The organism is Streptomyces sp. NBC_01320, assembly GCF_035974375.1.
Classification (GTDB): Bacteria; Actinomycetota; Actinomycetes; order Streptomycetales; family Streptomycetaceae; genus Streptomyces; species Streptomyces yanii.
In genome coordinates, this window is record NZ_CP108390.1 from 1,292,519 (window position 1) to 1,317,967 (window position 25,449).

General features: G+C 70.5%; 19 protein-coding genes. 7 read left to right on the forward strand and 12 right to left on the reverse strand.

What is annotated here, in order from left to right; all coding sequences use genetic code 11:
* The 12 genes from OG395_RS06375 to OG395_RS06430 form a co-directional block, all read right to left on the reverse strand.
* The gene (locus OG395_RS06375; protein ID WP_327242004.1) at positions 1–978 is read right to left on the reverse strand and encodes a DUF5605 domain-containing protein; all 978 of its coding nucleotides are present in this window, start codon (positions 976–978) and stop codon (positions 1–3) included.
* Positions 975–2,396, reverse strand: a complete 1,422-nt coding sequence (locus OG395_RS06380) for a DUF5060 domain-containing protein (protein WP_327242005.1) — start codon at positions 2,394–2,396, stop codon at positions 975–977. Before OG395_RS06380 ends, OG395_RS06375 begins: the two co-directional genes overlap by 4 nt.
* Positions 2,393–3,505 carry a sialidase family protein gene (locus OG395_RS06385; protein ID WP_327242006.1) on the reverse strand — a complete coding sequence of 371 codons (1,113 nt, stop codon included), beginning with the start codon at positions 3,503–3,505 and terminating at the stop codon, positions 2,393–2,395. The genes OG395_RS06380 and OG395_RS06385 overlap by 4 nt, the downstream gene beginning before the upstream one ends.
* Positions 3,502–4,566 carry an ABC transporter ATP-binding protein gene (locus OG395_RS06390; protein ID WP_327242007.1) on the reverse strand — a complete coding sequence of 355 codons (1,065 nt, stop codon included), beginning with the start codon at positions 4,564–4,566 and terminating at the stop codon, positions 3,502–3,504. The genes OG395_RS06385 and OG395_RS06390 overlap by 4 nt, the downstream gene beginning before the upstream one ends.
* Complete coding sequence (locus OG395_RS06395; RefSeq protein ID WP_327242008.1) at positions 4,563–5,612, reverse strand: ABC transporter ATP-binding protein; 1,050 nt, start codon at positions 5,610–5,612, stop codon at positions 4,563–4,565. Before OG395_RS06395 ends, OG395_RS06390 begins: the two co-directional genes overlap by 4 nt.
* A gap of 9 nt (positions 5,613–5,621) precedes the next feature.
* Positions 5,622–6,773: an ABC transporter permease gene (locus tag OG395_RS06400; RefSeq protein ID WP_266991393.1), complete on the reverse strand. Its 1,152-nt coding sequence runs from the start codon at positions 6,771–6,773 to the stop codon at positions 5,622–5,624.
* Positions 6,774–6,779: 6 nt separating this feature from the next.
* The gene (locus OG395_RS06405; protein WP_327242009.1) at positions 6,780–7,781 is read right to left on the reverse strand and encodes an ABC transporter permease; all 1,002 of its coding nucleotides are present in this window, start codon (positions 7,779–7,781) and stop codon (positions 6,780–6,782) included.
* Positions 7,782–7,799: 18 nt separating this feature from the next.
* Positions 7,800–9,803, reverse strand: coding sequence for an ABC transporter substrate-binding protein (locus OG395_RS06410; protein WP_327242010.1), 2,004 nt, complete (start codon positions 9,801–9,803; stop codon positions 7,800–7,802).
* Complete coding sequence (locus OG395_RS06415) at positions 9,803–10,762, reverse strand: dihydrodipicolinate synthase family protein (RefSeq protein ID WP_327242011.1); 960 nt, start codon at positions 10,760–10,762, stop codon at positions 9,803–9,805. Before OG395_RS06415 ends, OG395_RS06410 begins: the two co-directional genes overlap by 1 nt.
* Positions 10,763–10,949: 187 nt before the next feature.
* A complete protein-coding gene (locus tag OG395_RS06420; protein ID WP_327242012.1) occupies positions 10,950–13,238 on the reverse strand; it encodes an Ig-like domain-containing protein in 2,289 nt (762 codons plus the stop codon).
* A gap of 79 nt (positions 13,239–13,317) precedes the next feature.
* Positions 13,318–14,523 (reverse strand): hypothetical protein, encoded by a 1,206-nt coding sequence (locus OG395_RS06425; protein ID WP_266991403.1) that lies wholly within the window; start codon positions 14,521–14,523, stop codon positions 13,318–13,320.
* Positions 14,524–14,533: 10 nt separating this feature from the next.
* A complete protein-coding gene (locus OG395_RS06430) occupies positions 14,534–16,051 on the reverse strand; it encodes a pectinesterase family protein (RefSeq protein ID WP_327242013.1) in 1,518 nt (505 codons plus the stop codon).
* A 459-nt stretch (positions 16,052–16,510) separates the two neighbouring features.
* On the opposite strand from OG395_RS06430, the gene OG395_RS06435 reads away from it, so the two are divergent.
* The 7 genes from OG395_RS06435 to OG395_RS06465 all read left to right on the forward strand — a co-directional run bounded on the left by OG395_RS06435 (position 16,511) and on the right by OG395_RS06465 (position 25,259).
* Positions 16,511–17,242, forward strand: coding sequence for a GntR family transcriptional regulator (locus OG395_RS06435; RefSeq protein ID WP_266991407.1), 732 nt, complete (start codon positions 16,511–16,513; stop codon positions 17,240–17,242).
* An 8-nt stretch (positions 17,243–17,250) separates the two neighbouring features.
* Positions 17,251–19,206, forward strand: a complete 1,956-nt coding sequence (locus OG395_RS06440; protein WP_327242014.1) for a glycoside hydrolase family 127 protein — start codon at positions 17,251–17,253, stop codon at positions 19,204–19,206.
* 202 nt (positions 19,207–19,408) lie between these two features.
* Complete coding sequence (locus OG395_RS06445) at positions 19,409–20,809, forward strand: glycoside hydrolase family 28 protein (protein WP_327242015.1); 1,401 nt, start codon at positions 19,409–19,411, stop codon at positions 20,807–20,809.
* 97 nt (positions 20,810–20,906) lie between these two features.
* Complete coding sequence (locus OG395_RS06450) at positions 20,907–21,950, forward strand: TIM barrel protein (protein ID WP_327242016.1); 1,044 nt, start codon at positions 20,907–20,909, stop codon at positions 21,948–21,950.
* Entirely contained in the window at positions 21,947–22,855 is a 909-nt protein-coding gene (locus OG395_RS06455; RefSeq protein WP_327242017.1) for a transketolase, read from the forward strand. Before OG395_RS06450 ends, OG395_RS06455 begins: the two co-directional genes overlap by 4 nt.
* Positions 22,852–23,808: a transketolase family protein gene (locus tag OG395_RS06460; RefSeq protein ID WP_327242018.1), complete on the forward strand. Its 957-nt coding sequence runs from the start codon at positions 22,852–22,854 to the stop codon at positions 23,806–23,808. The genes OG395_RS06455 and OG395_RS06460 overlap by 4 nt, the downstream gene beginning before the upstream one ends.
* Positions 23,805–25,259: an FGGY family carbohydrate kinase gene (locus tag OG395_RS06465; protein ID WP_327242019.1), complete on the forward strand. Its 1,455-nt coding sequence runs from the start codon at positions 23,805–23,807 to the stop codon at positions 25,257–25,259. The genes OG395_RS06460 and OG395_RS06465 overlap by 4 nt, the downstream gene beginning before the upstream one ends.
* The last annotated feature ends 190 nt before the right edge of the window (positions 25,260–25,449 follow it).

Below are 25,449 nucleotides of genomic sequence, written 5' to 3' on the forward strand. Positions count from 1 at the left end.
TCACCGCCTGCGGAGCCGTATCGCGAGGTACGGCTCCGCGGGCAGTTCGACCGTCACCCGGTCGCCGCCGGCGTCGTCGAGCGCCCGCACCGACATGTTCCAGGTGTCCAGGACCTCCACGCTCCAGGTGCCGCCGGGCAGCGCGAAGGAACGCCTGGGGTAGCGGTGCGGCCCGAGGTACTGCAGGACGTACTCGCCGGGCGCCTCCAAGGTCGAGGCGTCGTACGTCTCGGGAGTGTGGCCGAGGCCGGCCGGGGCCGCGCCGAGCACATCCCCGAGGAAGGCGACGCGCTCCACGGCGGTGCCGCTCAGCCGGCCGCCGCCGTCGCTCCAGGCGTCCTCGCCCCACGCCTCGGCGTGCCCGCCGTAGCCGCCACGGCACACCGCCTCCCAGAGGCGGCAGAGCAGCTCCGTTCCGGTCAGGGCACGCTCCGGATCCTCCGGGTCGTCGCCCTCGGCGCCGCAGTCGTCGACGAGGACCGGCTTGCGGAGATCCCGCACCAGGCCCGAAACGGCCCGCGTCTGCGGGTGCGCGACCGAGGCGTGCGTGATCCACGGGGCGCCGAAGTCGGTCCCGGGCGGGCCGTGCACGGTGAGCGGGTGGTGTCCGTGGTCGTGCTCCTGCACATCGGTCTGCGCCTCGTGGACGGGGGGCGCGCACCACCAGACGTTGGGCCGCCCCGCCAGCCGGGCGACGGTCCGGGGGATGTCCCGGCCGTCCAGCATCACCTCCGCCTGCAGGCCGAGTGCGCCGAGCGCCGCGACCTGGTGATCGAGGACGTCCAGCGGAAGGGCGTGGTCGAGCAGCCGCACCTTGGTGAACGGGGCGTCCTTCAGGGCCCGCAGGGTCTTCTCGTCGGCCTGCGGGACGCTGGTGGCCAACGGATGGAAGGGGGTGCCGTCCTCGTGCCGGAAGCGGGTTCCGTGTACGCGCACGGGCCCGTGGTCCGTGCGCGGAGCCGCAGAGTGCGTTGTCATGTCACCTTCCGGATACGCAGGGCCAGGTCCGGCCGGTGGTCCATTGGAACGCGGACCGTGCCGTGGTGCGGCCCGCCGGGCAGCGGACTCACCGTCATGTTCCAGGTGTCGATCAGGTCGAGGACCCGGGGGACACCGTCGTCGGGCAGTTCCACGTCGTAATGGCGGTGCAGCCGGTCGCCGAAGTACCAAAACCGCGCATCGGGCGACTCCTCCCACAGCCGGCGCTGGAACGCGATGCGCGCCGGGATCTCGCCGTGCAGCCGGCCACCTCGGGAGATCCAGGCCCAGTCGTCCGGATCCTGCTCGGGAAAGCACTCGCCGTGTCCGACATAGGCGCCCGCGGCCATACCGTGCCAGAACTGGCGCAGGAGCACCCGGCCCGAGAGGTTGCCCCAGCGGCGGCCGAGCACCCCCTCGTAGCCGATCTCGTCGATCACCACCGGCTTTCGCACCCGGTCCAGCCACTCGGGGGTCATCCGCGCGTCCCAGTGCTGGATGGACTGGTGGGTGGTCCAGGCGTGGCGGAAGTCGTAGATCCGCTCGTACTCGTACATCCGGGTGCCGTTGTGGATGGACCGCAGGTGCTGGTACGGGTCGCGGCGCTGGACGTACTGGCCGATGCGGGTCCAGTCCTCGACGGTCTTGGCCTTGTTGAAGTCGTACTCGTTGGCGACCGACCACCAGACGTTGCGGTATGCGGCGAGGCGGGCGACGACGTACCGGACGAGGAACAGGTCCTCCTCGGAGCTCATGTCGTCCACACCCCAGTGCCCCTTGTCGTACGGGTGCAGGATGATGACGTCGGCCTCGACGCCCAGCTCCAGCAGGTCGCGCACCCGTGCTTCGAAGTGGGCGAAGAACGCCGGGTCGAAACGGGACCTGTCCAGCTCGCCGGGCCGGGGCCGGCCCGGGCCGAGGCCGGGGAAGACCAGCCGGGGCGGTGCCATGTCGAGCGTCGGCAGCAGGCACATGCGGACCTTGTTGAAGGGGGACGCGGCGAGGGTGCGCAGTGTCTCCTCCTCCGCCTTGAGGTCCTCGTCGTGGGTCCAGTGGTAGCAGGTGGTGCCGAACGGCAGGTACCGGGTGCCGTCGGCGTACCGGAAGGTCCTCGGGCCCGCGACCCGGACCGGGCCGTGGTTGCCCGGGCCGGCCGGGGTGCAGGTGAAGCCGCCCGCGGTGCCGTCGAGGGCCGGGGCGCGGGAGCGCGTGGTGTACGTCCAGGCGCCCTCCCGGTCCGGCATGAACCGGACGCGGTAGACGCCGTCTCCGTCGTAGAAGCCGTCGACGGGCACCACCCGGTGGCCGTGGCGGAACTCTGCGCCGAACTCGACGTCGCGGTAGGGGTTCCCGTCGGCCGGGCCGCCGAGCGTCAGCTCGAAGGTGCCCCAGCGCTCCACCGTGGTGCCGGTGGTCATGAGCGTCCTTCCCTGACCCAGTCCTCGGAGACGGTGACGTGCTTGATCGTCCTGCGGAGGTAGGAGTAGGCGATGTGCAGCAGGCCGTCGCGGCGGCTCTGCATGACGCAGGGGTAGGAGTAGCCGAATTCGCCGGCCTCCCAGTACTCGTCGTCGGCGCACTGGAGGTCGCGGCGCACCGGCCAGGTGCGGCCGTCGTCGTCGGAGAGGGCCACCGTGAGCGGGGTGCGCAGTGCCTTCCTGCGGCGGCCCTCGCCCTCGCCGACCCAGCGGAACTCGCCGCGTTCCAGGCTCGCGTGGTTGTAGACCAGCGCCAGGGCACCACTGTCGAGCCGGGTGACCTGGACGCCGGAGTTGTTGTTGGGCAGCTCGGTCGGTACCGCCCTGCTCCAGCTGCGTCCGGAGTCGGTGGAGACCGTGGCGTGGATGCGGTCGGCGGCGCGGCTGCGCAGCAGGCCGAGCAGCGAACCGTCGACGCGCCGGACGACGCTCATCTGGACCAGGTGGTCGCTCCCCTCGACGTCGTACTCCTTCCAGGAGGCGCCCTCGTCCTCGCTGATCAGGACGGTGCTGTGCTCCCCCTCGGCGCGGCAGCGGTAGGCGGGCAGCAGCAGGCTTCCGTCACCGGGGTCGAGCGGCGGGTTGCGTACGAAGACGCCCGGTCCCTCATGGGCGATGTGCGCGGGGTCCCAGGTGCGGCCGCCGTCGTGCGAGGTGCGGGCGACCAGGTGCGCGGTCTTCTGGTCGTGCGGCTCGTTGGACGGGTGGAACAGCCACACGGTGCTGTCCGGCCGCTGGTCGAGCACCGGGTTCTGCTCGGAGCGGTCCGGGTCGGCGGACATGGCCATGGCCCCGGTCCAGCGGTCGCCGCCGAGCGGCAGCCGGGACAGCACCACATTGGTGTCGCGGTCGCCCTCGTCGGGGCCGTTGAACCAGGCGCACAGCAGGTCGCCGTCGTCGAGTTCGAGGAGGCTCGCGGAGTGGCTGTCGCCCGGGTGCGGGGCGGGCAGCAGCGCCTCCCGCACACCGGGATCGCCCGGCCGGGGCCGCAGCACACCATCGAATCTCGGGTCGTGCGCCGGCCCCCTCCCCTGTTCCGTTCCCGTCATGCTCGGCATCCCTTCAGTTCCAGTTCTCCGGCGAAGTGGCAGGCCGACGTCCTGCCGGGTGCGATCTCCCGCAGCGCCGGCACCTCCGTGCGGCAGCGGTCGCGCGCGTAGAAGCAGCGCGGGTGGAACGGGCAGCCCCGCGGCACGTTCGAGGCGTCGGCCACCTCACCGCGCAGCACCACGCGCTCCCGGCGGCGCGCCCCCGGGTCGGGTTCGGGCACCGCGGACAGCAGGGCCTCGGTATAGGGGTGCAGCGGCTGCCCGTACAGCTCGTCGGTCGCCCCCGTCTCCACGACCTTGCCCACGTACATCACCGCGATCTCGTCGGCCATGTACTCCACGACGCCCAGGTCGTGGGAGATGAACAGGTACGTCAGGTCGGACTCGTCCTGGAGGTCCTTCAGCAGGTTGAGGATCTGCGCCCGCACCGACACGTCGAGCGCGCTGACAGCCTCGTCCGCCACGACCATGCGCGGGGCGAGCGCGAGGGCACGGGCGATGCCGACGCGCTGGCGCTGGCCGCCGCTGAAGGCGTTGGGGTAGCGCCGCAGGTACTCGGGGCGCAGCCCGACGCGGCGCAGGAGCTCCGCGACCCGTTCCTCGGTCTCGGCGGTGCCGAGACCGAGGTTGACGCGCAGGGGTTCGCCGATGATCTGGAGCAGCGTCATGCGGGGGTTGAGCGAGGCGAACGGGTCCTGGAAGACCAGCCGGATCTCGCTGCGGTACGGCTTGAGGGCACGCTCGTCGAGCTTGGCCAGGTCGATCACCGTGCCGTCGGTGCGACGGTAGGAGATCTCGCCCGAGGTGGGTTCGAAGACCCGCATCAGACAGCGGCCCAGGGTGCTCTTGCCGCAGCCCGACTCTCCCACCAGGGCTACCGTGCGGCCTGCCGGGACGGTCAGGTCCACTCCGTCGACCGCGCGTACCCGGCCGACGGCGCGGCCCAGCAGTCCTCGCCGGATGGGGAAGTGTTTGGTGAGGCCGTGTGTCCGCAGCAGCGGGGCGGTTCCGGTGGCCGTGGCTGCGGCCGTGGCCGTGACTTCGGAGGGCGGTGCCGTCATGGGGTGGTCTCCTCGTGCTCCTCGTACAGCAGGCAGCTCACCGCGCCCGGACGGCTCTGGTCCCGCAGCGGCTCCGGGACCGTCACGTCGCAACGGCCGGCCATGAACTCGTCGCAGCGCGGGTGGAAGGGGCATCCGGACGGCCGCCGGTAGGAATGGGGCACCATGCCCCGGACCGGCCGGAGCCGTTCACGCGATCCGGACCCGAGCTTGGGCACCGAGCGCAGCAACGCTGTGGTGTACGGATGGCGCGGCGCTCGGAACACGTCCTCGACGCGCCCCTCCTCGACGACGGTGCCCAGATACATCACGGCGACGCGGTCGGCCATCTGGGCGGCGACCCCGAGGTCGTGGGTGATCAGCATGACCGCCATTCCTGTCTCCTCCTGGAGGCCGCGCAGCAGGTCGAGGATCTGGGCCTGGGTGGTGACGTCGAGCGCGGTCGTCGGCTCGTCGGCTATGAGCAGCTGCGGGCCGCAGGAGAGCGCCATGGCGATCATCACGCGCTGCAGCATGCCGCCGCTCATCTGGAACGGGTACTCGTCGACGCGCCGTTCGGGTGCGGGGATGCCGACGCGGCCGAGGAGTTCGACGGCGCGGGCACGGGCCTCGGCCTTGGTGACACGCTCGTGGAGCCGGATCGCCTCGCCGATCTGGTTGCCGATCGTGTGCATGGGGCTCATCGAGGACATCGGTTCCTGGAACACCATGGCGACCCGCTTGCCCCGCACCTCCCGGACGGTCTCGGGGGCGGCGCTCACCATGTCGGCCGCGCCGTCGTCGGTGCGCACCCGGATCTGTCCGCCGGTGATCCTGCCGGGCCGGTCCACGAGACGCAGCACGGAGCGCGCCATGACGCTCTTGCCGCAGCCCGACTCCCCCACCACGGCGAGGACTTCACCCCGGGCGATGGCGAGGTCGACGCCGCTGACGGCCTTCACGACGCCGTCATCGAGTTCGAACTGCGTGTGCAGACCCTCGATTTCGAGAATGTTCTGCCGCGGTGGCGTCTGCTGACGCTCCCACGATGCCTCTGTCGTCGGCATCGCACCCCCTTACTGTTTGTACGGGTCTGCGGAGTCCCGCAGCCCGTCACCGACGAAGTTCATGGCGAGCACGGTCACGAAGACCGCGACGCCGGGTATCAGCAGCCACGGCGCCGTCTCCAGCGTCCGCACGTTCTGGGCCTCCTGGAGCAGGACGCCCCAGCTCACGGCGGGCGACTGGAGGCCCAGGCCGAGGAAGCTCATGGCGGTCTCGCCGAGGATCATCGCCGGGACGGCCATGGTGAGCGAGGCGATGACATGGCTGGACATCGACGGGACCATGTGCCGGAAGATGATCCGGATGCGGCCGCAGCCGTCCAGCCGCGCAGCCGTCACGAAGTCCTCCTCGCGCAGCGAGAGGAACCGTCCGCGCACGACGCGGGCGAGTCCGGTCCAGCCGAGGACGGAAAGGATGGTGGTGATGGCGAAGTACCGCATCATGGGCCCCCAGTCGGCCGGCACGGCGGCGGAGAGGGAGAGCCACAGGGGCAGGGTGGGGATCGCCATCAGGAACTCGATGACGCGCTGGATGAGCGTGTCGGGGGCGCCGCCGTAGTAGCCGGAGACGCCGCCGAACAGCAGGCCGAGCAGGAAGCTCACCGCGACCCCGATGAGGCCGATGGAGAGCGAGACCCGCGAGCCCTGGATGATCAGGGACAGCAGGTCACGTCCCTGCCGGTCGCTGCCGAGCAGGAAGACCTTGTCCTTGGCATGGGCCGCGCCGAAGAGATGGCGGTCCCAGGGGATGATCCCCCACATCTCGTAGGAGTCGCCGCGCGGGAGGAACCTCAAGGGGACGCGCAGGTCGGGGTCGAGGGTGTGGATCTGCTCGAAGGTCTCGGGGTCCCGCTCGGTGCGGTAGCCGTTGACGTACATCTGCAGGCCGTCGGACCAGCTCAGGTCGACCTTGACCATCTGGGGCGGGGCGTAGGTGAGGGTGGAGTCACTGGTGCTGGTCGAGGTGGGCGCGAGGAACTCGGCGAAGACGACGACGACGTACGCGAGGAGCACGACCACGGCGCCCGCCACGGCCAGCTTGTGCTTGCGGAACTTGCGCCACACGAGCCGCCAGGGGGAGCTCCTGGCGGCCGCGGCATCGAATTCGAGCTCCGGGTCCGCCTCGGCCGGCGGTGCGGCCGGCTTGTGGTTCCTGGTCAGCACGGCGGCTCACCCTCCCTCGTAGCGGTGCCGGATTCTGGGGTCCCACCAGGCGAGGGCGAGGTCGCTGATCAGAGTCCCGATGACGGTGAGGGTGGACAGGATCAGGACGAAGCTGCCCACGAGGTACATGTCCTGGTTCTCCACCCCGCTCAGCAGGAGCGGTCCGGTGGTGGGCAGGCTCATGACGATGGAGATGATGGTCTCGCCGCTGATGAGGCCCGGCAGCAGCCATCCGACGGTGGAGAAGAACGGGCTCATGGACATCCGGACCGGATACTTGAGCAGCAGCTTCCATTCGGGCATCCCGCGGGCGCGCGCCGCGACGACGTACGGTTTGTACAGCTCGTCCAGGAGGTTGGCGCGAGTGATGCGGATCAGGCCGGCGGTACCGGACAGCCCGATGATGACGATGGGGAGCCACAGATGGGCGCCCATGTCGAGCACCTTGCCGAGGTTCCAGGCGGCGTCCTGGTACTCGGGGGAGAACAGGCCGCCGGGGCTGGTCCCGAAGAACCGCATGCCGGCCCACATGAAGACGAGGGCGAGCAGGAACTCGGGCACCGCCATGCCGAAGAAGCCGAAGAAGGTGGCCAGGTAGTCGCCGGGCGAGTACTGGCGCACCGCGGAGAATATCCCAATCGGGAAAGCGATGGCCCAGACGAACAGCAGGGTGGAGACGGAGAGGAAGAAGGAGAGTCCGACGCGGTCCCAGATGAGGTCGGAAACCGGGCGGCTGTTCCAGGCGAACGCCTGCCCGAAGTCCCCGTGGAAGACGATGTTGGAGATCCACTTCCAGTACTGGGCGAGAAAGGACTGGTCCAGGCCGTAGCGGGAGCGCAGGGCGGACAGCTGCGAATCGCTCATCATCTCGCCGCGGCTCTCCGCCTCGGCCTGGAGAGTCGAGACGTAGTCGCCGGGCGGCAGGCTGATGATGAAGAACGAGGCCAGGGAGACCGCCCACAGGGTGACGACCATCCACATGACACGGCGGGAGAGGAACGAGAGCATGGGTGTCCCCCGTCCGGGTCAGGCCTTGCCGGAGAAGAAGTAGGTCGCGGGATTGCTCGGCCCGGGGGCCTGGTGCGCCACCGCCGCGCTGAACTCCTCGGGCACGTTGAACATGTTGTTGCGGACGATGCCGTACTCCGACGGCGGGGTGGAGATCCCGATGTAGTAGAACTCCTCCTGGGTGATCGCCAGGATCTTCCTGGCCAGGCCCAGCGCCTCGTCGGCGTCGAAGGTGCCCCGCAGCTTGTCGTTGAGTTCGAGCTGCTCGCGTACGCGGGCCGGCGGCTCCTCGCCCGACTTGCCCTCGCTGGTGTACCACTCGGCCCACTTGCCGCCGAAGCGGGAGGAGCCACGGGGATTGGTCGGCAGGTAGTAGTGGTTGCCGCCGGCGCCGGTGCGGAGGTCGAACGAGCCGCCCTGCCAGGTCGCGGCCTCGGATTCGCCGGCCTCGACGCGCTCCCAGTACAGGGTCTCGGCGAGCCGCTGGATGTTGGCCTTGACGCCGACCTTCGCCCAGTCGCCGCGGATCAGGTCGCAGGCGTCCACCTGGTCCGGCTGGTCGGAGACGACCAGCACGGTGAAGGCGACCGTGTCGCCGTCCTTCGTGAGGCGGATGCCGTCGCCGTTGCGGCGGGTGAAGCCGGCCTTGTCGAGGTACTCGGCGGCACGGTCGACGCTGTACTCGGTGAACTGGCTGCCGAGTTGCTTGTTGTAGAGTTCGTCGCCCTCCGCGGGTCCGCACTGCCAGGGGATGCCCTGGCCGCCGTATATGGTGTCGATGATCTTCTTCCGGTCGATGGCGTACGACAGGCCGATCCGGAAGTCCTTGTTGGCGAAGAGCTTGCGCTTCCTGGGGTCGGAGTGGGTCTGGTTGAACCCGATGATCATCGTGTTGGCGAGGGCCGACTTCACCTCGATCAGGCGGTAGGCGCCCTTCTTCCGGTTGCGGGAGATCACTGGCTTGTTGCGGATCGTCCCGAAGTGGGTGAGCTGCATGTCGAGGTCGCCGTTGGTGACCTCGAGGACCTCGACCTCGACGTCCTGGATGTTCTCCACGACGACCTTGTCGATGTACGGGAGCTGGCTTCCGTCCGGGTCGACCTTCCAGTAGTACGGGTTGCGCTCGGCGACCAGGCTGCTGCCCTTGCCCAGCTCGTTCTTGGACAACCAGGCGTTGAGGGTGGGCAGTTGGTGGTTGGCCCAGCAGTCGGCGCGCAGCGGCAGGTAGTCGGTCCAACTGCTCAGGCCGGCCTTCTTTGCGAGCGCGTCGGCGGTCTTGCCGTGCTTGGGGTGGAACTGCTTGATGTAGTGGGCCGGCAGCAGCATGACGATGCCGGAGGTGCCCGCCATCTCCTCCAGGAAGCCGGGCTTGGGCTCCTCGTACTCGTAACGGACGGTGTGGTCGTCGACCACCTCGAACTTCGCGTTCTTCCCGGACTTCGACATCCACAGGTCGTAGACGCCGCCCGGGTGGAGGTCCGGGTCGACGTTGTAGTCGTGGTAGGCAAAGGCGAAGTCGTCCGTGGTCACCGGCCGGCCGTCGGACCACTTCAGGCCCTTGCGCAGGGTGAAGACGAACTCCGCGCCGCCCTGCTTGACCTCGTACTTCTCGCAGGCGTTCGGCAGGAGTTCCGTCTTCGTCATGCCCTGCCAGGTGGGGCCCCAGGCGACGAGCGGCTCGTAACCCATGCTGTAGTGCAGCCACATCACGTCTTCCTGCGTGATCATGGCCGAGTGCCAGGTGCCGCCGTAGGCGCCGGACTTCTCCAGCGGGGTCACCTTCAGCGGGGCGGCCGGAAGCCGGTCGGCGACCTTGGGCAGTTTCCCCGCGTCCGCGAGCTTCTTCAGCGCGGGTGCTTCCTTGCCCTTGGCGCCGGTCGCCGCTCCCGCGCCCTCGGGCTCGGTGTCGAAGAACCCGCAACCGGACAGCGAGGCGGCCACCAACAGGCCACCGCCCGCCCGCAGGAGCGAACGCCGGTCGAGCATGCCGCGCCGGTCGGGGGATGGCGTGCGGTCAGTCATCAGGTCCACGCTCCTTTGCGTGTACGTGCCGCCTCTTCCAGCTCGCGGACCTTGGGGACGACGGTCGCGGTCAGCCGGCCCCGCTCCTCGTCGTCCAGGCGTGCCAGCGGCTCGGCGGCGTGGGCTTCGTCGATGCGGCCGAGGGCCGCCAGGACGAACTTGAAGGTTGCGACGAGTGCGGCGAGCGTCGGTTCGCGGCGGGCCTCGCGCATCAGATCGAGCAGGTCCTCCAGCTGTTCCTGGAGGCTCCGGGCGTGTTGCCAGTCCCCGGCACGGGCGGACTCGTAGAGGTCGACCAGGAGACGGGGGGTGACGTTGGCGAGCGAGGTGGTGGCGCCTGCCACCCCCGCGTAGAGCGAGACGTCGGTCAGGCTGCTCCCGCCGGCGAAGCAGCGCACCTCCACTCCCTGCCGTGCGCCGCGGCGCAGCAGCAGCCGCAGCCAGCTCATGTCGCCCGCGCTGTCCTTGATGCCGCAGAGCACGCCCTCGCGGGTGAGTTCGACGACGCAGTCGACGGTCAGGGCGGACGGGGTGAGCTGGGGCATGTGGTACGCGAGGACGGGGATGCCCACGGCCTCGGCGACGGCGCGGTAGTGGTCGCGGAGCTCCTCCTTGCCGTAGCCGGCGAAGTACGGGGCGATGACGGCGATCTCGTCGGCTCCGGCGGCCATGGCGGCGCGTGCGTGACGCACCGTCACGGCGGTGGCCGCGTCGCCCACATGGGCGATGACCGGTACCCGGCCGCCCGCCACCTCGGCGGCGACGGCCACGGCGAGCGCCCGCTCGTCGTGGTCCAGGGCGTGGAACTCGCCCGTGGTTCCGTTGATCCACAGTCCGTGGATCCCGGCCTCGATCAGTCCGGTCAGGTGGCGTTCCAGTGACTTCCGCGCGAGGCACCCCTTCTCGTCCATGGGCAGAACGGTGGGCGCGATGATCCCGTGGAGCTCATGTGTCGGCATCGATTCCTCGCGGTATGTCGGTGGAATGCCACGAGTCTCTTGAGTGTGACATCGGTCGTCAACCCTTTCGACAAAGGCAATAGTCCGTGCACGTGATGTTCCATCAGTAGTGGTCCACCTGCGGCATACCAGGTGTCTTCACAGACGTCCGGACGTCCCTCCGCGGCCCGGGAGGCCGGGCGTACGGTCAGTGGTTTATCTTCACCTGGCTGAACTTGGCGGTCGTGTAGTGGGCGACACCGTTGGCCTCCTTGTTGCCGTCCACGAACATGCCCACATAGACCTTGTCGCCCATGGGGATGCGTTCGTAGCCGATGCGGGTCCACTGGAGCGAGTCGGGCGAGATCTCCGAGGTGAACTCGTCGCCGCGCAGGGTGATGCGCAGCCAGTACGGCTTCGCGTCGATCACCTCGTCCTCCTCGTAGGGCCAGGTACCGACGCTCATCTCGGTGCCGTGGGAATGGATGCGCTTGACGACGCCCTTGTGGCCGCCGTCGCCGAGGTGGACACCGATGAGGTTGAACGGCGAGTCCGGCGTGAGGTTCTCCCGGATCATGATGCCGCCGAGCACCTCCTGGTAGACGTCGCTGACCGAGTCGAGGCGGGCGATCAGCTCCACCACCTCGTCGCCGGGGGCATCGACCTCCTGGTACACGAAGTGACAGGAGTCCGAACGGCCGCGGAGCTTGCCCGAGCCGCGCAGTGTGAACGAGCTGCCGGCCAGGGCCGATCCGCCCTGGATGGGCACCGGGCCGATGTCGACGGCCGTCCAGTTCCCGAGCGGTCCGACCCGGTCGACGTGGACGGGCACCATGCTGGAGGTGGTGGACGTGCCGGTGGAGTCGGTGGCACGCGCGGTGAGGTGGTGGGTGCCCTCGGGGGCGTTCTTCCAGACTGCCTCGAAGGGGGCCGAGGTCGCCTCGCCGACCCGCTTGTCGTCGGCGAAGAAGACCACGGAGGCGATCGTCGCGCCGTCCTGAGCCTCCGCCTCGGCACGGAAGGTGATGTCGTGGGCCCCGGTGTCCGAGGTGTGCACCGCGTCGATCGCCGGGGCGGTCAGTCTCACCACCGGGTTGGCGGCCCCGGTACGGGTGAGGGAGTTCAGGTACAGCTCCAGGTTGCTGTAGCCGGTGGCCGGGTCGATGGCGCTGCCGTCGGCGGCGTCCTTGCCCTTCAGGCCGTGCTGCTTCTCCCAGACGTCGGGGATGCCGTCCTTGTCGGAGTCCTTCGGCGCCTCGGCGGAGGCGAGCGGGGGAACGCCGCCGACCTCCTTCTGCGAATTGATCATGCGGCCGGTCCCGTTGCGCACGTCGGCGACGAGACGGGCGTCGGTCGCGTCGCGGCGCGGCAGCAGGGCGCCGACGCCGTCGAGCACCGCCTTGTACGCCTCTTTGGCGGTCTGCGACGGGATCGGGTCCAGGACCTCGAACGGCTCCTCGCGCAACGTGACGCCGCCGAGCGGGAACTTGACGCCCCGGCCGTTGTCGCCGGTGACCTCCGCCTGCCCCTCCACGACATTGCCTTCGACGTGCCAGCTCCCGCCGCGGTCGGGCGAGACGATGACCGGCGCGATCTCGGCCAGGGTGTTGGGGCCCGGCTTGTAGTAGTTGCCGACGATGTTGACCCCGTCGGCCCACTCGCCGCCGTAGCAGGAGGTGTAGCCGTGGTTGTAGATGACGTTGTTGCGGTGGTCGGTGCGCATGGGGACGTCCTCGACGAAGCTGAAGCGCGGGTTGCGGCCGCCCTGGTGGATCAGCAGGTTGTGGTGGTAGGTGACGTTGTCGCCGCCCCACAGCCCGCCGTAGCCGTGCCGGCCCTTCGGATGGACGGAGACCGACAGCCCCTCCGCGATGATGCACCACTGGAGTGTGAGGTTCTCGTTGCCGTAGACGGAGCAGCACTCATCCACCGCCCAGCTGAAGGAGCAGTGGTCGATCATGACGTTGCGGCAGCCCTCCATCCCGAAGGTGTCGATCGCGGTGCCGAGCATGTCCGTACCGCGGAAGCGCAGGTGCCGGATGATGATGTTCTCGACCCCGTTGGCCTTGGTCTCGTTGCCGACCACGCAGATGCCGTCGCCCGGGGCCGTCTGGCCCGCGATGGTGAGGTTGGACCCGGTGATGTCGAGTCCGCCCTTGAGCTCGATGTTGCCGGATACACGGAAGACGACGGTGCGGTCACTGCCGGACACGGAGTCGCGCAGCGAGCCGGGCCCGGAGTCGGCGAGGGTGGTGACCTCGTAGACCGAGCCGCCGCGGCCGCCGGTGGCGTACCGGCCGCCGCCCTCGGCCCCGGGGAAGGCGAGGACATCGCCTGCTGCCTCGGCCGCCGCGGCGAGCTTCTCCGACGCCTGCGCCGTCGGCACTCGAAGCGCCGCGGTGCCCAGGAGCGCGCCGGCTCCGACGACGAAGGCACGGCGGGCCATCGCTTCGCCCTTCTCCTTGCCCGTGGCGGCGGTTCCGTTCAGTGGGGTCATGACGTTGCTCTCCTCGGTGAGTGGAAGGTGGTCGCGCGCCGGGCGTGCGGCTCCGGTGCGCCGTGGGGGCGGGCGCGGCTCAGGGCTCGTCGGAGCAGTTCACGTCGAGGTCCCAGAGGATGACGTCGAGCGCGTGCGGGCTGATGGTGTGCTCGCCGTGTGTGGCGTCCTCCAGGAGCTCCCAGTGGCCGTTGCCGATCACCTCGATCCGTTGCCGCACCACCGGTTCGTAGCTGCGGTGGCCGACGCCGTTGAAGCAGCAGGCGTCGAACCGGTTGAGGATCTGCGTCTGCCGGCGGTGCCGCCCGACGGACGCCAGCGCGTAGATGTCGGGGAAGTCGCTGATCCCGTAGAAGACCGGGTGCCGGTCGAGCCGCTGCTCCCAGTCGCCCGTGGTCGGGCTCGGCTTGGGCGGTGCGGAGCGCAGGAAGAACGGCAGCGATCCGGCCGTCGGGTAGCTGCGGGTGATGCGCGGGTCGAGCGCCGGGTAGACCGTGGTGGTCCAGCCGCCGCCGGACAGGCCGATCATCTGGAGGGAGGGGGGCCGGTAGGTCCGGGTGACGTGGTTGACGGCGACCGTGAGGGGTTCCAGGAAGAACCGGAGGGTGGAGAACTCCGCGGTCTCCCACGTGCCGAAGTCGTTGTGGTTCTCCGGGGTCACGAAGGTGTCCGGGTCCGTGGGGCTGCGCAGTTGCTTGGGGTTCCAGTGGTAGAGCGGCATGGCACACAGCAGTACGCCGTATCCGGCGTCCACCAGGGCTTGTGCGGTGCGCTGCATGGTCTCGGGCGTCTCGCCGTGTCCGTTGTGGTAAATGGCGAAGCGCCCGTGGGCGGCGGGGCGGCGCGGCAGCAGCAGGTAGACGACGGATTTCAGGTCGTACGGCAGGGTGACGGTGAGCCGGTCGACGCGCCGGAGCCCGGTGAAGGCGGGCAGATCGGGTACGACGACGCCCTGTTCGACCTCAGGCAGCGTGTCGGGCAGCCGGCCGTCGGCGGACTTCCAGACCTCGGCGACGAGTTGTGCGCGGAGCCGTTCCACGTCCGCCTCGGTGTGCACGGTCATCAACTGCTCGACGTCGACCCCGACGACCTGCTGGGGCAGGGCCTTGTAGTCGATGCTGTGGGCGGCGGCCACCTCTTGATTGACGGGCGCCACCGGGCGGGGGCGTGCGGGGCGGGCCGCGGGCGCGGCGCTCTGCGCCCGGGCGGTACCGGTTCCGAGGGCGGCAGTGGTCGCGGCGGCGCCCACCGTTCCCAGGAGGGATCTGCGGCTGACGTTCGGCATGGCGGGCACCTCAGTTTCCCCGGCCGCGGCCGGTCGTGGCGGACGGGTCCCAGCCGTCCAGCAGGGTCGCCGGGTCGCGCCAGGTGAGCGCCTCGGCCTCGGTCAGTTGCCGTGAGCAGGACAGTCGCTGCGAGGTGTCCGTCGGAGCCCCGCGCAGGTCCGTGCTGCCGTACTCCCAGAAGCGCAGTTGCTGACCGGTCGTGCAGTCGAATCCGGTCAGGCCCCAGCCGACGGGCGCCACATGGGCGTCCATGGCGGTGTCGATGAAGACGGCCTGGCTGGCGGGGAAGCGGCTGTCGATGCGACTGAGCAGGACGCTGCCGTCGGCCACGCCCGGCGCGCGGGTGAGCCGGGTGCCGGAGAAGACCACGCCCGGCCCGTCGGGAGCGTTGCGGATCTGGCTGATGTATCCGAGGTCGAGCGCCTTGAGCTCGGAGTTACGGACGAACACGCCGCCGGTCCCCCAGAAGAAGTCGACGTCTCCCTCGATGTACGAGTCGGCCACGTACGCGCGTCCCTGGAGGCGCAGGCTGTCCTGGTGGCTGAGGATGCGCACCCGGTCCAGGACGATGCGGTCGCCGTTGCCCCGGAACGCCTCGGACTGCGAGCCGCCGTCGGGGGTGAGGTTGTGTACGGTGATGCTCCGCAGCCGGAAGTCGTCGGCGTCCACGCCGAACGCGGCACGCCAGCAGTTGAACCGGTCCGGTTGCGGCAGTACCCGTCGCGGGCAGTAGCTCTGCTCCGGGGGCACGTCGGCCATGGCGGAGTCGCCGTTGAGCACGCTGTTGTTGGGGTAGGCGACGACGGTGCGGCCTGCTCCGGAGCCGTTCACCCGCAGGTGCGGCCGGCTCTGGCCGATGTAGACGATCTCCCGGTAGGTGCCGGGGGCCACATCGATCGTGATCTCCTGCTCGTTCCCCTCCGGGACGAAGTCGACGGCGCCCTGCACGGTGCAGAAGTCGCCGCCGCCGTGTGCGTCCACGCGCAGTTCCGCGGTTCCGGGGCGGGGCGCGGCGGCGGTGCGGAACCGCCACGTACGGGGCGAGGTGATGCCCGCGTGCCCTTCGAAGAAGCCCGGGTCCACGGTGACGTAGTACTGCTTCCCCGGGTCCAGGGAGCGGTGCAGCAGGACGGTGGCGGTGCGGCCCTCGACGACGACCGGCTCGTAGGTCCAGCGATGCGGTTCGCCGTAGTCGGAGCGTGCCCCGCCGATGAGGCGCTGATACGACGCCGGGTCGGCGAGGTCGATGGTGTCGACGGCGCTGCCGTCGGGGCGGTGCACGGTCAGGCGGCCCCCGGAACCGACCCGGACGTCCGAGTCGAAGGTGAGGCGCAGGGGTGTGTCGGCGCAGACGGCGCGTGCGGTGCCGCTGGGGGCGACCGCGGCCGGCGGTCCGGGGGGGTCGGGCAGGACCCCGGCCACCGCGGGCAGGGGCACGGCCGTCGGGGCGAGCAGGACGGCGAGGACGGAACCGGCGCGCAGCACCGGTCGTACGAGGGCAACGAGCTGACGTAATTTCGTTCGCATGGGAACGGCTCCTCATCCCGGCATACCTATGGCATGCCAGCGATGGAAGCACATGACCGGCAGGGTGAACACCCCTTGTACAGCGCCGGAACGACGGCCCACACGACGACTGGGGACCGAGGCGGACAAGGCGGACCAGCCGGACCGACCGGGCCCCTTCACCATGGTCCGGCACCTGTCCGGACGGAAGCCCGCCCTCGGAACCGCTGGTCGCGGCGGCGCGGGGTCACCCTCGACCGTCTGGTCCGATCGCATCCCGGAGAGCAGCACTCCCCTGTGCCCGGCCGCCGCGGGAGACCGCCCCGGGGTGCGCCGACGGCGGCCCTCAAGGTACTCGCGGGAACGATCTCGCCCAACGGGCGGACAGTTGGCCTACCAGTGGCATACCATTCGTCACGGGCGTGCAGGGCGAACGGTACGGTGGCCCGGACCACAGTCACGGAGTGCCAGGAGGACGGCATGACCCCACCGAAGGCGGATTCGACCCCGCGCGAACCGGCCACGTCGTCGATCGCCGTCACGGCAGAGGAGAGCCTGGAGAACCGGGCGCGCAAGGCACTGGTGGACTGGCTGACGAAGGAGCACCCCGCTCCCGGCCAGCCGGTCCCTGTGCGGGAGTTCGCCCGGCGGCTGGGGATGAGCCGTACCCCGGTGCGCAGCGCGGTCGGCCGTCTCTACGAGCGCGGCCTGCTCGCCTACGACCCCGTCGCCGGTTTCACCGTCGCCATTCCCTCGCTGTCCAGCATCTACGAACTATTCGAGCTGCGGCTGATGCTCGAATCGCACGCCCTGCGCCTCTTCGGGGAGCGCACCGACCGGCAGCCGCCGGCCCGGCTGCGCGAACTCGTTGACGAGGCCGACGTACTGGCCCGGGAGTCGGTGGAGGACCACACGCGCTACATCGACTTCCGGGAGAACGACGGCCGGTTCCACCGCGCCATGGTGGAACTGGGGGGACTCCCCCGGTTGTTGGAGCTCCACGACGACCTGCATCTCAGCATCCATGTGACCCGCACCGGCATGGAGGCCCCCATCACCGCGTCCAGGCTGAACACCGCCGTCTCGGAACACCGCGCCGTGGTCGACGCGCTGGAACGTGGCGACCGGTCGGCGGCCCGGGACCTGTTGGAGGCGCACATCCTGCGGGTGCGTGACCAGACCATCGCCTTCCTAGCCCGTCCCACCATCTAGGGGAGACCATGTCGGGACCTGCGGTACCCACCAGCAACGCGCGCACCGCACACCGTCCGCTCCGACTGGAGCAACCGGAGCTGACCGGCGGACCGTGGCGCCGGTGGCGCGACGTCAACCGCGCCGTCAGCCTGCCACTCGCCCGGGAGTGGCTGGAGCGCGCCGGCAATCTGGACAATCTCCGGATCGCCGCGGGGGAGGCTGCCGGTGAGCACCGCGGTCCCGTCTACATGGACTCGGACGTGTACAAGGTCCTCGAAACGGCGGCCTGGGAACTCGGGTCCGCCGACGACCCCGATCTGGCCGGGTTCCTCGCGGACACGACCCGGCTGCTGGCCCGCGCCCAGCGGGACGACGGCTATCTCGACTCCGCCTACGACGTGAAGCAGCCGGGTCAGCGCTACACCCGGCTGGTCGACAGCCACGAGATGTACTGCGCCGGCCATCTGATACAGGCCGCGGTGGCCGCCCACCGCACCACCGGCGACACCGCGCTGCTCGACGTCGCGCGCCGGTTCGCGGACCACCTCGCCGATGTGTTCCTGGAGGACGAGGGGCCTGGACTGGACGGCCATCCCGAGATCGAGACCGCGCTCGTCGAGCTGTACCGGACGACGGGTGAGGAACGCCATCTCGCGCTGGCCTCCGTCTTCGTGGAGCGGCGCGGGCGCGGGCTGGTCGGCGCGCACAAGCACGGCAGAAGGCACCGTCAGGACCATCTGCCGGTGCGCGAGGCCCCGGCGGTCACCGGTCACGCGGTGCGGGGCCTCTATCTGGAGGCGGGGGTCGTCGACCTCGCCTCGGAGACGGGCGACGCCTCCCTGCTCGATGCCTCGGAGCGCCGCTGGCTGGACATGGTCGCCGCCCGGACGTCCCTGACCGGCGGTCTCGGCTCGCGCCAGGTCGGCGAGGTGTTCGGCGAACGGTACGAACTCCCGCCGGACCTCTCGTACAACGAGACGTGCGCGTCGGCCGCGAGCATCCAGTGGAGCTGGCGGCTGCTGCTGGCCACCGGCCGGGCACGGTACGCCGACCTGATCGAGCGCACCCTCTTCAACGCCTTCGCCGCCGCGCGCTCGGCCGACGGCCGGACCTATTACAAGGGCAACCCGCTCCAGCGCCGGGCGGACCACGCCGAGGCGGTCGGCGATCCACGCTGCCGCGACGAGTGGTTCTTCTCCGCCTGCTGTCCGCCGGCGGTCACCCGGCTGGTCGCCTCCCTTGAACACTACGCCGCGACTGTCTCCGAGCACGCCGGTGTGCCGACCCTGCATCTGCACCAGTACGCGCCGCTCTCCCTGACCGCCCCCTTCGCCGGCGGCCGGATCGGGCTGCGGGCCGAGACGGACTACCCCTGGCAGGGCCGTGTCGCGATCACCGTCGCCGAGGCACCCGAAGGACCGTGGGCGCTGGCGCTGCGCGTCCCGCCGTGGTCCGCCCGGACCCGGCTGGACACCCCGGACCACAAGGACGTCGCGGTCACCGCCGACCAGGACGGGTACGCGGTGGTGGAGCGTGAGTGGCGGGCCGGGGACACCGTGGTGCTGAATCTCGACATGGCTCCCCGGCTGACGCTTCCGCACCCGCGCGTCGACGCGGTGCGCGGCTGTGCCGCCGTCGAACGCGGCCCGCTGGTCTACTGCTTCGAGCAGGCGGACCAGCAGGACGGCGTCGAGGTGGACGACCTGGCGATCTTCCCCGACACGGTCTTCGAGGAGGTCGCGCACGGCGACCTGGACGGTCTCGGCCCCGCCGTCACCCTGCGGGCCCCCGCCGTCGCCGTGTCAGGAGCCCATGAGGCGGGGCTCCCCTACCGCACGCTCGGCGGCCCGGCCGCGGTGGACACCGCACGGCCCGTCACCGCCACCGCGGTGCCCTACCACCTGTGGGACAACCGCGGTGAGGGCGCGATGCGGGTCTGGATGCCGCTGTACGTCGGGGACACGGGGCCGGCCTCCGCGTGACCCCCCGGCGTCCGCCCGGGCCACCGGCCCCGGCGGCCGGCCGGCCGGTAACCGGCGCGCGGGCAGCCTCGAAGGGCACCAGGGATCCCCCGGGACGGAACGCTTTCGCGCCGGTGGCCTCGACCGGGTAGCCGGGCCGGACGCCTCTCGCGGGCAGTGAAGCGACCGCGGACCACCACCCATCTCACCGAGGGACACATCCATGAGTGATCCGGTACGCAGACAACTCCTCCGCTTCGGAGCCCTGGCCGCCGCCGCGCTCCCGCTGGCCCGCTCCGGCGGCGCGGCAGCCGCCGACCGCGGCGGCCCCCGCTTCCCCGACGCCTGGTTCCCCGTGACCGACCACGGTGCGGTCGGCGACGGCGCCACCGACTGCACCGCCGCCGTCCGGGCGGCCGTGAGCGCGTGCCATGCGGCCGGCGGTGGGCACGTACTGATACCCGCCGGGCGCTGGGCCACGGGCCCCATCCACCTGCTCAGCGGCGTCGACCTGCACGTGGCCGAGGGCGCGACGGTGCTGTTCAGCACCGATCCGGCCGCCTACCTGCCGGTGGTGCGGACCCGCTGGCAGGGCATCGAGGTGTTCAACTACTCACCGATGATCTACGCCTACGGCCAGCACGGCATCGCGGTCACCGGGCGAGGAATCCTCGACGCTCGGAGCGACAACACACACTGGTGGCCGTGGAAGGGCTCCGGGCAGTACGGCTGGAAGCCCGGAATGCCCAATGAACGGGCCGACTGGGCGACTTTGGAGCAGTGGGGCGCACAGAACGTGCCGGTCGCGGAGCGCGTGCTCGGCGAGGGTCACTACTTGCGCCCCAGCTTCATCCAACCGTACGCATGCACGGACTTCCTGATCGAGGGCGTCACGCTCCGCAACTCCGCTTTCTGGAACATCCATCCGGTGCTGAGCCGTGACATCACCGTGCGCGACGTCCGGATCGAGTGCGAGGGACCCAACAGCGACGGCTGCGACCCCGATTCGTGCGAGAACGTCACGATCGAGCGCGTCACCTTCGCCACGCACGACGACTGCATCGCCATCAAGTCCGGCCGCGACCAGGACGGCCGACGGGTGGGCGTGCCGTCACGGCGCATCCGGATCCGGGACTGCGTGTACCTCAGCGGCGGAGCCGCTGTGGCGATCGGCAGCGAGATGAGCGGCGGCGTGTCGGATGTGCTCGCCCAGCGGCTCCGCCTGCCCTTCGACCCCGCCCTGGGCGAGGCGTCCGTCGCCTCGGTCCTGGTCGTCAAGTCCACCCCGGCAAGGGGCGGTTACGTCAGAAACATCCGTGTCGTCGACGTGGATGCGCCGGCCTGGACGTACGTGCCGTTCGAGGTCACGTTCCAGTACGCCGGTGACGCCGGCGGTGCCACGCCCGCCGAGGTGACCCGGCTGTCGGCGGCGCGCTGGTCGATGCGCGGCCCCTGCGAGTACCCGGTGCGCGTACGGGCCCGGCCCGAGGCGCCGGTCAGCGACGTCACCCTGGACCGCCTGACCTTCGACGACGCCGCACAGGACATCCTGCTCCAGTCCGTGAACGACCTGACCGTGCGGCACGTCATGGTCAACGGCCGCCTCCAGGAAGGCGCGCCGTAACCCCAGGAGGCCTCCCCCGGCCCTGCCGCACGCGTGGCCAATAGCTGTCGTTGCACGGGGGTTGACGCACTCGACGCGCATTCGTACGTTGATTTGCATGTCCACTCACCAACGCATAGATATTCACTCGCCGAGTCCGGGTGAACCGGTCTACGGCGCCGGCGTCTGGCACTTCGCCACGTACGTCGACCGCTACGCCACCGACGGATACGGCGAACCCCGCACGGTCCTGGACGCCATCAAGCTGGCCGGTGCCGTCGGCGACCTGTCCGTGCTGGACCTCAACTGGCCCTTCCCGCCGGGGGGCATCAGCACCGCCGAGGTACGCGACGCGTTGGCCGAACAGAAGCTGCGGGCCATCGCCGTGACCCCTGAGTTCTACACCGGCAAGTTCGCCAGGGGCGGCTTCACCAACCCCGACCCGGCCGTGCGCCGCCAGGCCATCGACCTGGTCGCCGCCTCCGCCGAAGTGGGGCGCGAGCTCGGTGTCGAGTACGTGAAGATCTGGCCGGGGCAGGACGGGTACGACTACCCCTTCCAGGCCGACTACACGGACCTGTGGGCCAAGTCGGTGGGCGCGCTGCGCGAACTCGCCCAGTCTTTCCCCGACTTGAACTTCGCCATCGAGTACAAGCCGCGTGAGCCCCGCAACCGGATGGTCTTCTCCTCCGTCGCGCGAACCCTTCTCGCCATCGAGGACATGGGGGTGGACAACGTGGGGGTGCTGCTCGACTTCGGGCACTCGCTGTACGGGGGCGAGACCCCCGCGGAGGCCGCCCGGATGGCGATCGCCCGCTCGAAGCTCTTCGCCATCGACGTCAACGACAACTTCCGCGGCTGGGACGACGACATGGTCGTCGGATCCGTCCACCTTCTCGAGACGTTCGAGTTCTTCTTCGCCCTGCACGAGGCCGGGTGGGACGGGGTGTGGCAGCTGGATCAGTTCCCCTTCCGCGAGGACCCCGTCGAGGCCGCGCGCGCCGGCATCCGCACGATGCGCGCCTTCCACCGCGCCCTCGGCTACCTCGACCGCGATGCGTTGGCCGCCGCTCAGGCCTCGCAGGACGCGCTCGGCGCCCAGCGCATCGCGAAGCGGGCACTGTTCCGTGCCCTCGCCGAGTCGGAGAGCGAGTCCGCGTGACCGCCACCGCGGAGGCCACCGCCCCGCTCGCCGTTGACGCACCCGCGGCCCGGGCGTACCACGGGATCGGCGCGCGCCTGCGCGCCGCCTCGCCCACCGAGGCAGCCGCCGAACTCGCCGGACTCTCCGCCTCCGTACGATGCGATGTCCTGACCACGATCCAGGCGGCGGGGATGGGGCATGTCGGCGGCGACCTCTCCGTCACCGATCTGCTGGTCACCGCGCTGTGGGGGACCCTGCGCATGCACCCGGACGAGCCGGACCACCCGCAGCGCGACCGCTTCGTGCTCAGCAAGGGACACTGCGCCGCGGCTCTGTACTCGACGCTCGCCTCCTGCGGGTTCTTCCCACGGGCCCGGCTGCGCGAGTTCATGGCACCGCTGTCGCCGCTGAACGGCCACCCCGCCCGGCTCAAGGTGCCCGGCGTGGAGACCAACACCGGTCCGCTCGGTCACGGATTCCCCGTCGCCACCGGCATCGCACTCGGTTCGCTCCTGCGGAGGGAGAGCTGGCGAACCGTCGTCGTCCTCGGCGACGGCGAGATGCAGGAAGGCAGCAACTGGGAGGCCGCCATGACGGCCGCCCACTACGGTCTCGCGAACCTCACTGCCGTGGTGGACCGGAACAGGCTTCAGCAGGGGGCCCGCACGGAGGACACCTCGTCCCTGGAACCCCTCGGCAGGAAGTGGGCGAGCTTCGGGTGGGAGGTCCGCGTCATCGACGGTCACGACCACCGGGCGATCAAGGAGGCGTACGCGCCGTCGACCGCCGGACGCCCCGTCGCGGTCATCGCGCAGACGGTGAAGGGCAAGGGCGTCTCGTTCATGGAGGACCGGGTCGAGTGGCACCACAAAGTACCCACCGACGAACAAGTACGCCTCGGACTTGCGGAGTTGGGCCGATGAACAGCCTTGCGCGGGAGACGGTGCTGTACGACTGCCGGGTGGACTTCGCCGCCGAGTTGGCCGCCCTGGCGCGTGCCGACGAGCGGATCGTGGCGGTGTGCAACGACTCGGTCGGCTCCAGCAACCTCGTGCGGTTCCGGGCGGAGTTCCCCACCCGGCTGATCAATGTCGGCATCGCCGAGCAGGACATGGTCGGTGTCGCCGCGGGGCTCGCCAATGCGGGATTCGTCCCGTTCGTGTCCGCCGCCGCGCCGTTTCTTACCGGTCGCGCGCTGGAGCAGATCAAGGCGGACATCGCCTACACGCAACGGCATGTCGTCCTGTGCGGCCAGAGCCCGGGCATGGCGTACGGCGAACTGGGCCCCACCCATCACTCGATCGAGGATCTGTCGTGGATGCGCGCGGTCTCCGGCCTGGAGATCATCGTTCCGGCCGATCCGTCCGAGACCCGTGGCGCGGTGCGCTACGCCGCCGCGTCGGGCAGGCCCGCGTACATCCGCATCCCCCGGTTCAAGGTGCCCGCCGTCATGCCGGAGGGCACGGGGTTCGAGACCGGTCGGGCCACGCGGCTCACCGAAGGCCGGGACGTCACTCTGATCGCCGTCGGCACCATGGTCTCGCGTGCGCTGGAGGCCGCCCGCATCCTCGGCGCGGAGGGCGTGTCGGCCCGCGTTCTCAACATGGCGTCCGTCGAACCGCTCGACGAGGCCGCCGTGGTCGCCGCCGCGCGGGAGACCGGGGCCATCGTCACCGCGGAGGAAGGACTGCTCTCCGGCGGGCTCGGCGCCGCGGTCACGAAGGTGGCGGCCGAGCAACATCCCGTACCCGTAAGGATGTTGGGTGTTCCGGGCTTCGCGCCGACGGGCAGCGCGTCCTTCCTGCTCGACCACTTCGGCCTGAACGCCGAGGGGATCGCCGGCGCCGCACGATCGGCCCTGGGACGGGCTCGATGAGACCGCATCTGCTCGCTGTCGACCAGGGCACCAGTTCCACCAAAGCCCTGCTCCTCGACGCGGTCGGAGACGTCGTCGCCCGGGCCGTGATCCCGCTGGCACAATCGCACCCCGGCCCCGGCCGCGTGGAGCAGGACGCCTGGACGCTCCTGGAGAGTGTGCGGGCCGCCGTCGCCGACTGCCTGCGGGACGCCGATCCGCGCAGCGTGGCCGGTCTCGCTCTCAGCACGCAGCGCGAGTCGGTCGTCCTGTGGGACGCGGCGACGGGAGAGCCCGTGGCCCCGCTGGTCAGCTGGCAGGACCAGCGGGGTGGCGAGCTGGCGGCCCGCCTCGGCCGCGAGGGTCACGGCGACGACATCCGGCGGCGTACCGGGCTCCCCCTCGACCCCATGTTCTCGGCCCTGAAGATGGCTGCGCTGCTCGACGAGTACGACCCCGGCCGCACCCGTGGGCTGCGACTGGGCACAGTGGACGCGTTCCTCCTGCAGGCGCTCACGGGAGAGCCGGTCACCGAGATCGGCAACGCCTCCAGGACCCAACTGCTCAGCCTCGCCACCGGCGAGTGGGACGACGAACTGCTCGGCCTGTTCGACATCCCGCGCCAGGCGCTGGCCCGGGTCGTGCCTTCCACCGGGCCGTTCGGAACGGTACGGCGGCTGGATCCGCTGCCGGACGGCACCCCCGTGCTCGCGGTGATGGGCGACTCACACGCCGCGCTGTTCGCACACGGTGGATGGCGTCCCGGCATCGTGAAGGCCACGTACGGCACCGGCTCCTCCGTCATGACCGTCACGGACGAACCCCGGGCGGCCGAGAACCTGTGCACCACCATCGCCTGGTCCACCGGCCGCCCGGCCTACGCCCACGAGGCCAACATCCGCTCCACAGGGCGCACCGTTACCTGGCTCGCAGATCTCCTCGGCGCCTCCCCCGACGAACTGATCCGGCTCGCGGCCGGCGCCGACGCGGGTGACGTGACGCTGGTCCCGGCCTTCGGCGGGATCGGCGCTCCCTGGTGGGACGCGCGGGCGGTGCCCGTGCTGGCCGGGTTCGATCTCGGTACCGGTCGTGCTCAACTGGCGTGCGCGGCACTGGAGTCGGTCGCCTTCCAGGTCTGGGATGTGCTCGCTGCCCTCCCTGTGGCACGGTACGTGGTGGCCGACGGCGGGCTCAGTCGCAGCGACGCCCTCATGCAGCTCCAGGCCGATGTCTCGGGCGTGACCGTGGCCCGCACCGCGCACCATGAGATGTCCGCTGCGGGAGCGGCCCATCTCGCCGGGCTCGGCCTGGGTCTGTGGACGCTCGACGAGTTGTCGGAACGGGCCGACAGCCGCCTGCGGATCAGCCGGCCCGCATGGGACCGTGCGCGGCGTGACGCTGCCCGGGCCCGGTGGCGACGCCGACTCGGCGCTGCCCGCGATCTCGGTTCGATCCGCCCGCCCAGTGGGTGAGGACTCAAGTATCCGAAGGGCACACAGATGTCATGACCAGCGTGGATCCGGCAGGCCCGGCCCCACCCGTAGCGCGGCACGAAGGCGAGCAGCGAGCCTGCGTGAGATCCGGCGAATCACGCGGCGACCGGCTGCTCACCCGAGCATTCACCCGGCGATACATTGACCACGTTGGACACGTTCGGACCTG

What these genes read in the sequence shown, in the direction of transcription:
- OG395_RS06375 (WP_327242004.1), bottom strand. Translation starts at nt 978, where the DNA reads ATGACAACGCACTCTGCGGCTCCGCGCACGGACCACGGGCCCGTGCGC.
- OG395_RS06380 (WP_327242005.1), bottom strand. Translation starts at nt 2,396, where the DNA reads ATGACCACCGGCACCACGGTGGAGCGCTGGGGCACCTTCGAGCTGACG.
- OG395_RS06385 (WP_327242006.1), bottom strand. Translation starts at nt 3,505, where the DNA reads ATGACGGGAACGGAACAGGGGAGGGGGCCGGCGCACGACCCGAGATTC.
- OG395_RS06390 (WP_327242007.1), bottom strand. Translation starts at nt 4,566, where the DNA reads ATGACGGCACCGCCCTCCGAAGTCACGGCCACGGCCGCAGCCACGGCC.
- OG395_RS06395 (WP_327242008.1), bottom strand. Translation starts at nt 5,612, where the DNA reads ATGCCGACGACAGAGGCATCGTGGGAGCGTCAGCAGACGCCACCGCGG.
- OG395_RS06405 (WP_327242009.1), bottom strand. Translation starts at nt 7,781, where the DNA reads ATGCTCTCGTTCCTCTCCCGCCGTGTCATGTGGATGGTCGTCACCCTG.
- OG395_RS06410 (WP_327242010.1), bottom strand. Translation starts at nt 9,803, where the DNA reads ATGACTGACCGCACGCCATCCCCCGACCGGCGCGGCATGCTCGACCGG.
- OG395_RS06415 (WP_327242011.1), bottom strand. Translation starts at nt 10,762, where the DNA reads ATGCCGACACATGAGCTCCACGGGATCATCGCGCCCACCGTTCTGCCC.
- OG395_RS06420 (WP_327242012.1), bottom strand. Translation starts at nt 13,238, where the DNA reads ATGACCCCACTGAACGGAACCGCCGCCACGGGCAAGGAGAAGGGCGAA.
- OG395_RS06425 (WP_266991403.1), bottom strand. Translation starts at nt 14,523, where the DNA reads ATGCCGAACGTCAGCCGCAGATCCCTCCTGGGAACGGTGGGCGCCGCC.
- OG395_RS06430 (WP_327242013.1), bottom strand. Translation starts at nt 16,051, where the DNA reads ATGCGAACGAAATTACGTCAGCTCGTTGCCCTCGTACGACCGGTGCTG.
- OG395_RS06435 (WP_266991407.1), top strand. Translation starts at nt 16,511, where the DNA reads ATGACCCCACCGAAGGCGGATTCGACCCCGCGCGAACCGGCCACGTCG.
- OG395_RS06440 (WP_327242014.1), top strand. Translation starts at nt 17,251, where the DNA reads ATGTCGGGACCTGCGGTACCCACCAGCAACGCGCGCACCGCACACCGT.
- OG395_RS06445 (WP_327242015.1), top strand. Translation starts at nt 19,409, where the DNA reads ATGAGTGATCCGGTACGCAGACAACTCCTCCGCTTCGGAGCCCTGGCC.
- OG395_RS06450 (WP_327242016.1), top strand. Translation starts at nt 20,907, where the DNA reads ATGTCCACTCACCAACGCATAGATATTCACTCGCCGAGTCCGGGTGAA.
- OG395_RS06460 (WP_327242018.1), top strand. Translation starts at nt 22,852, where the DNA reads ATGAACAGCCTTGCGCGGGAGACGGTGCTGTACGACTGCCGGGTGGAC.
- OG395_RS06465 (WP_327242019.1), top strand. Translation starts at nt 23,805, where the DNA reads ATGAGACCGCATCTGCTCGCTGTCGACCAGGGCACCAGTTCCACCAAA.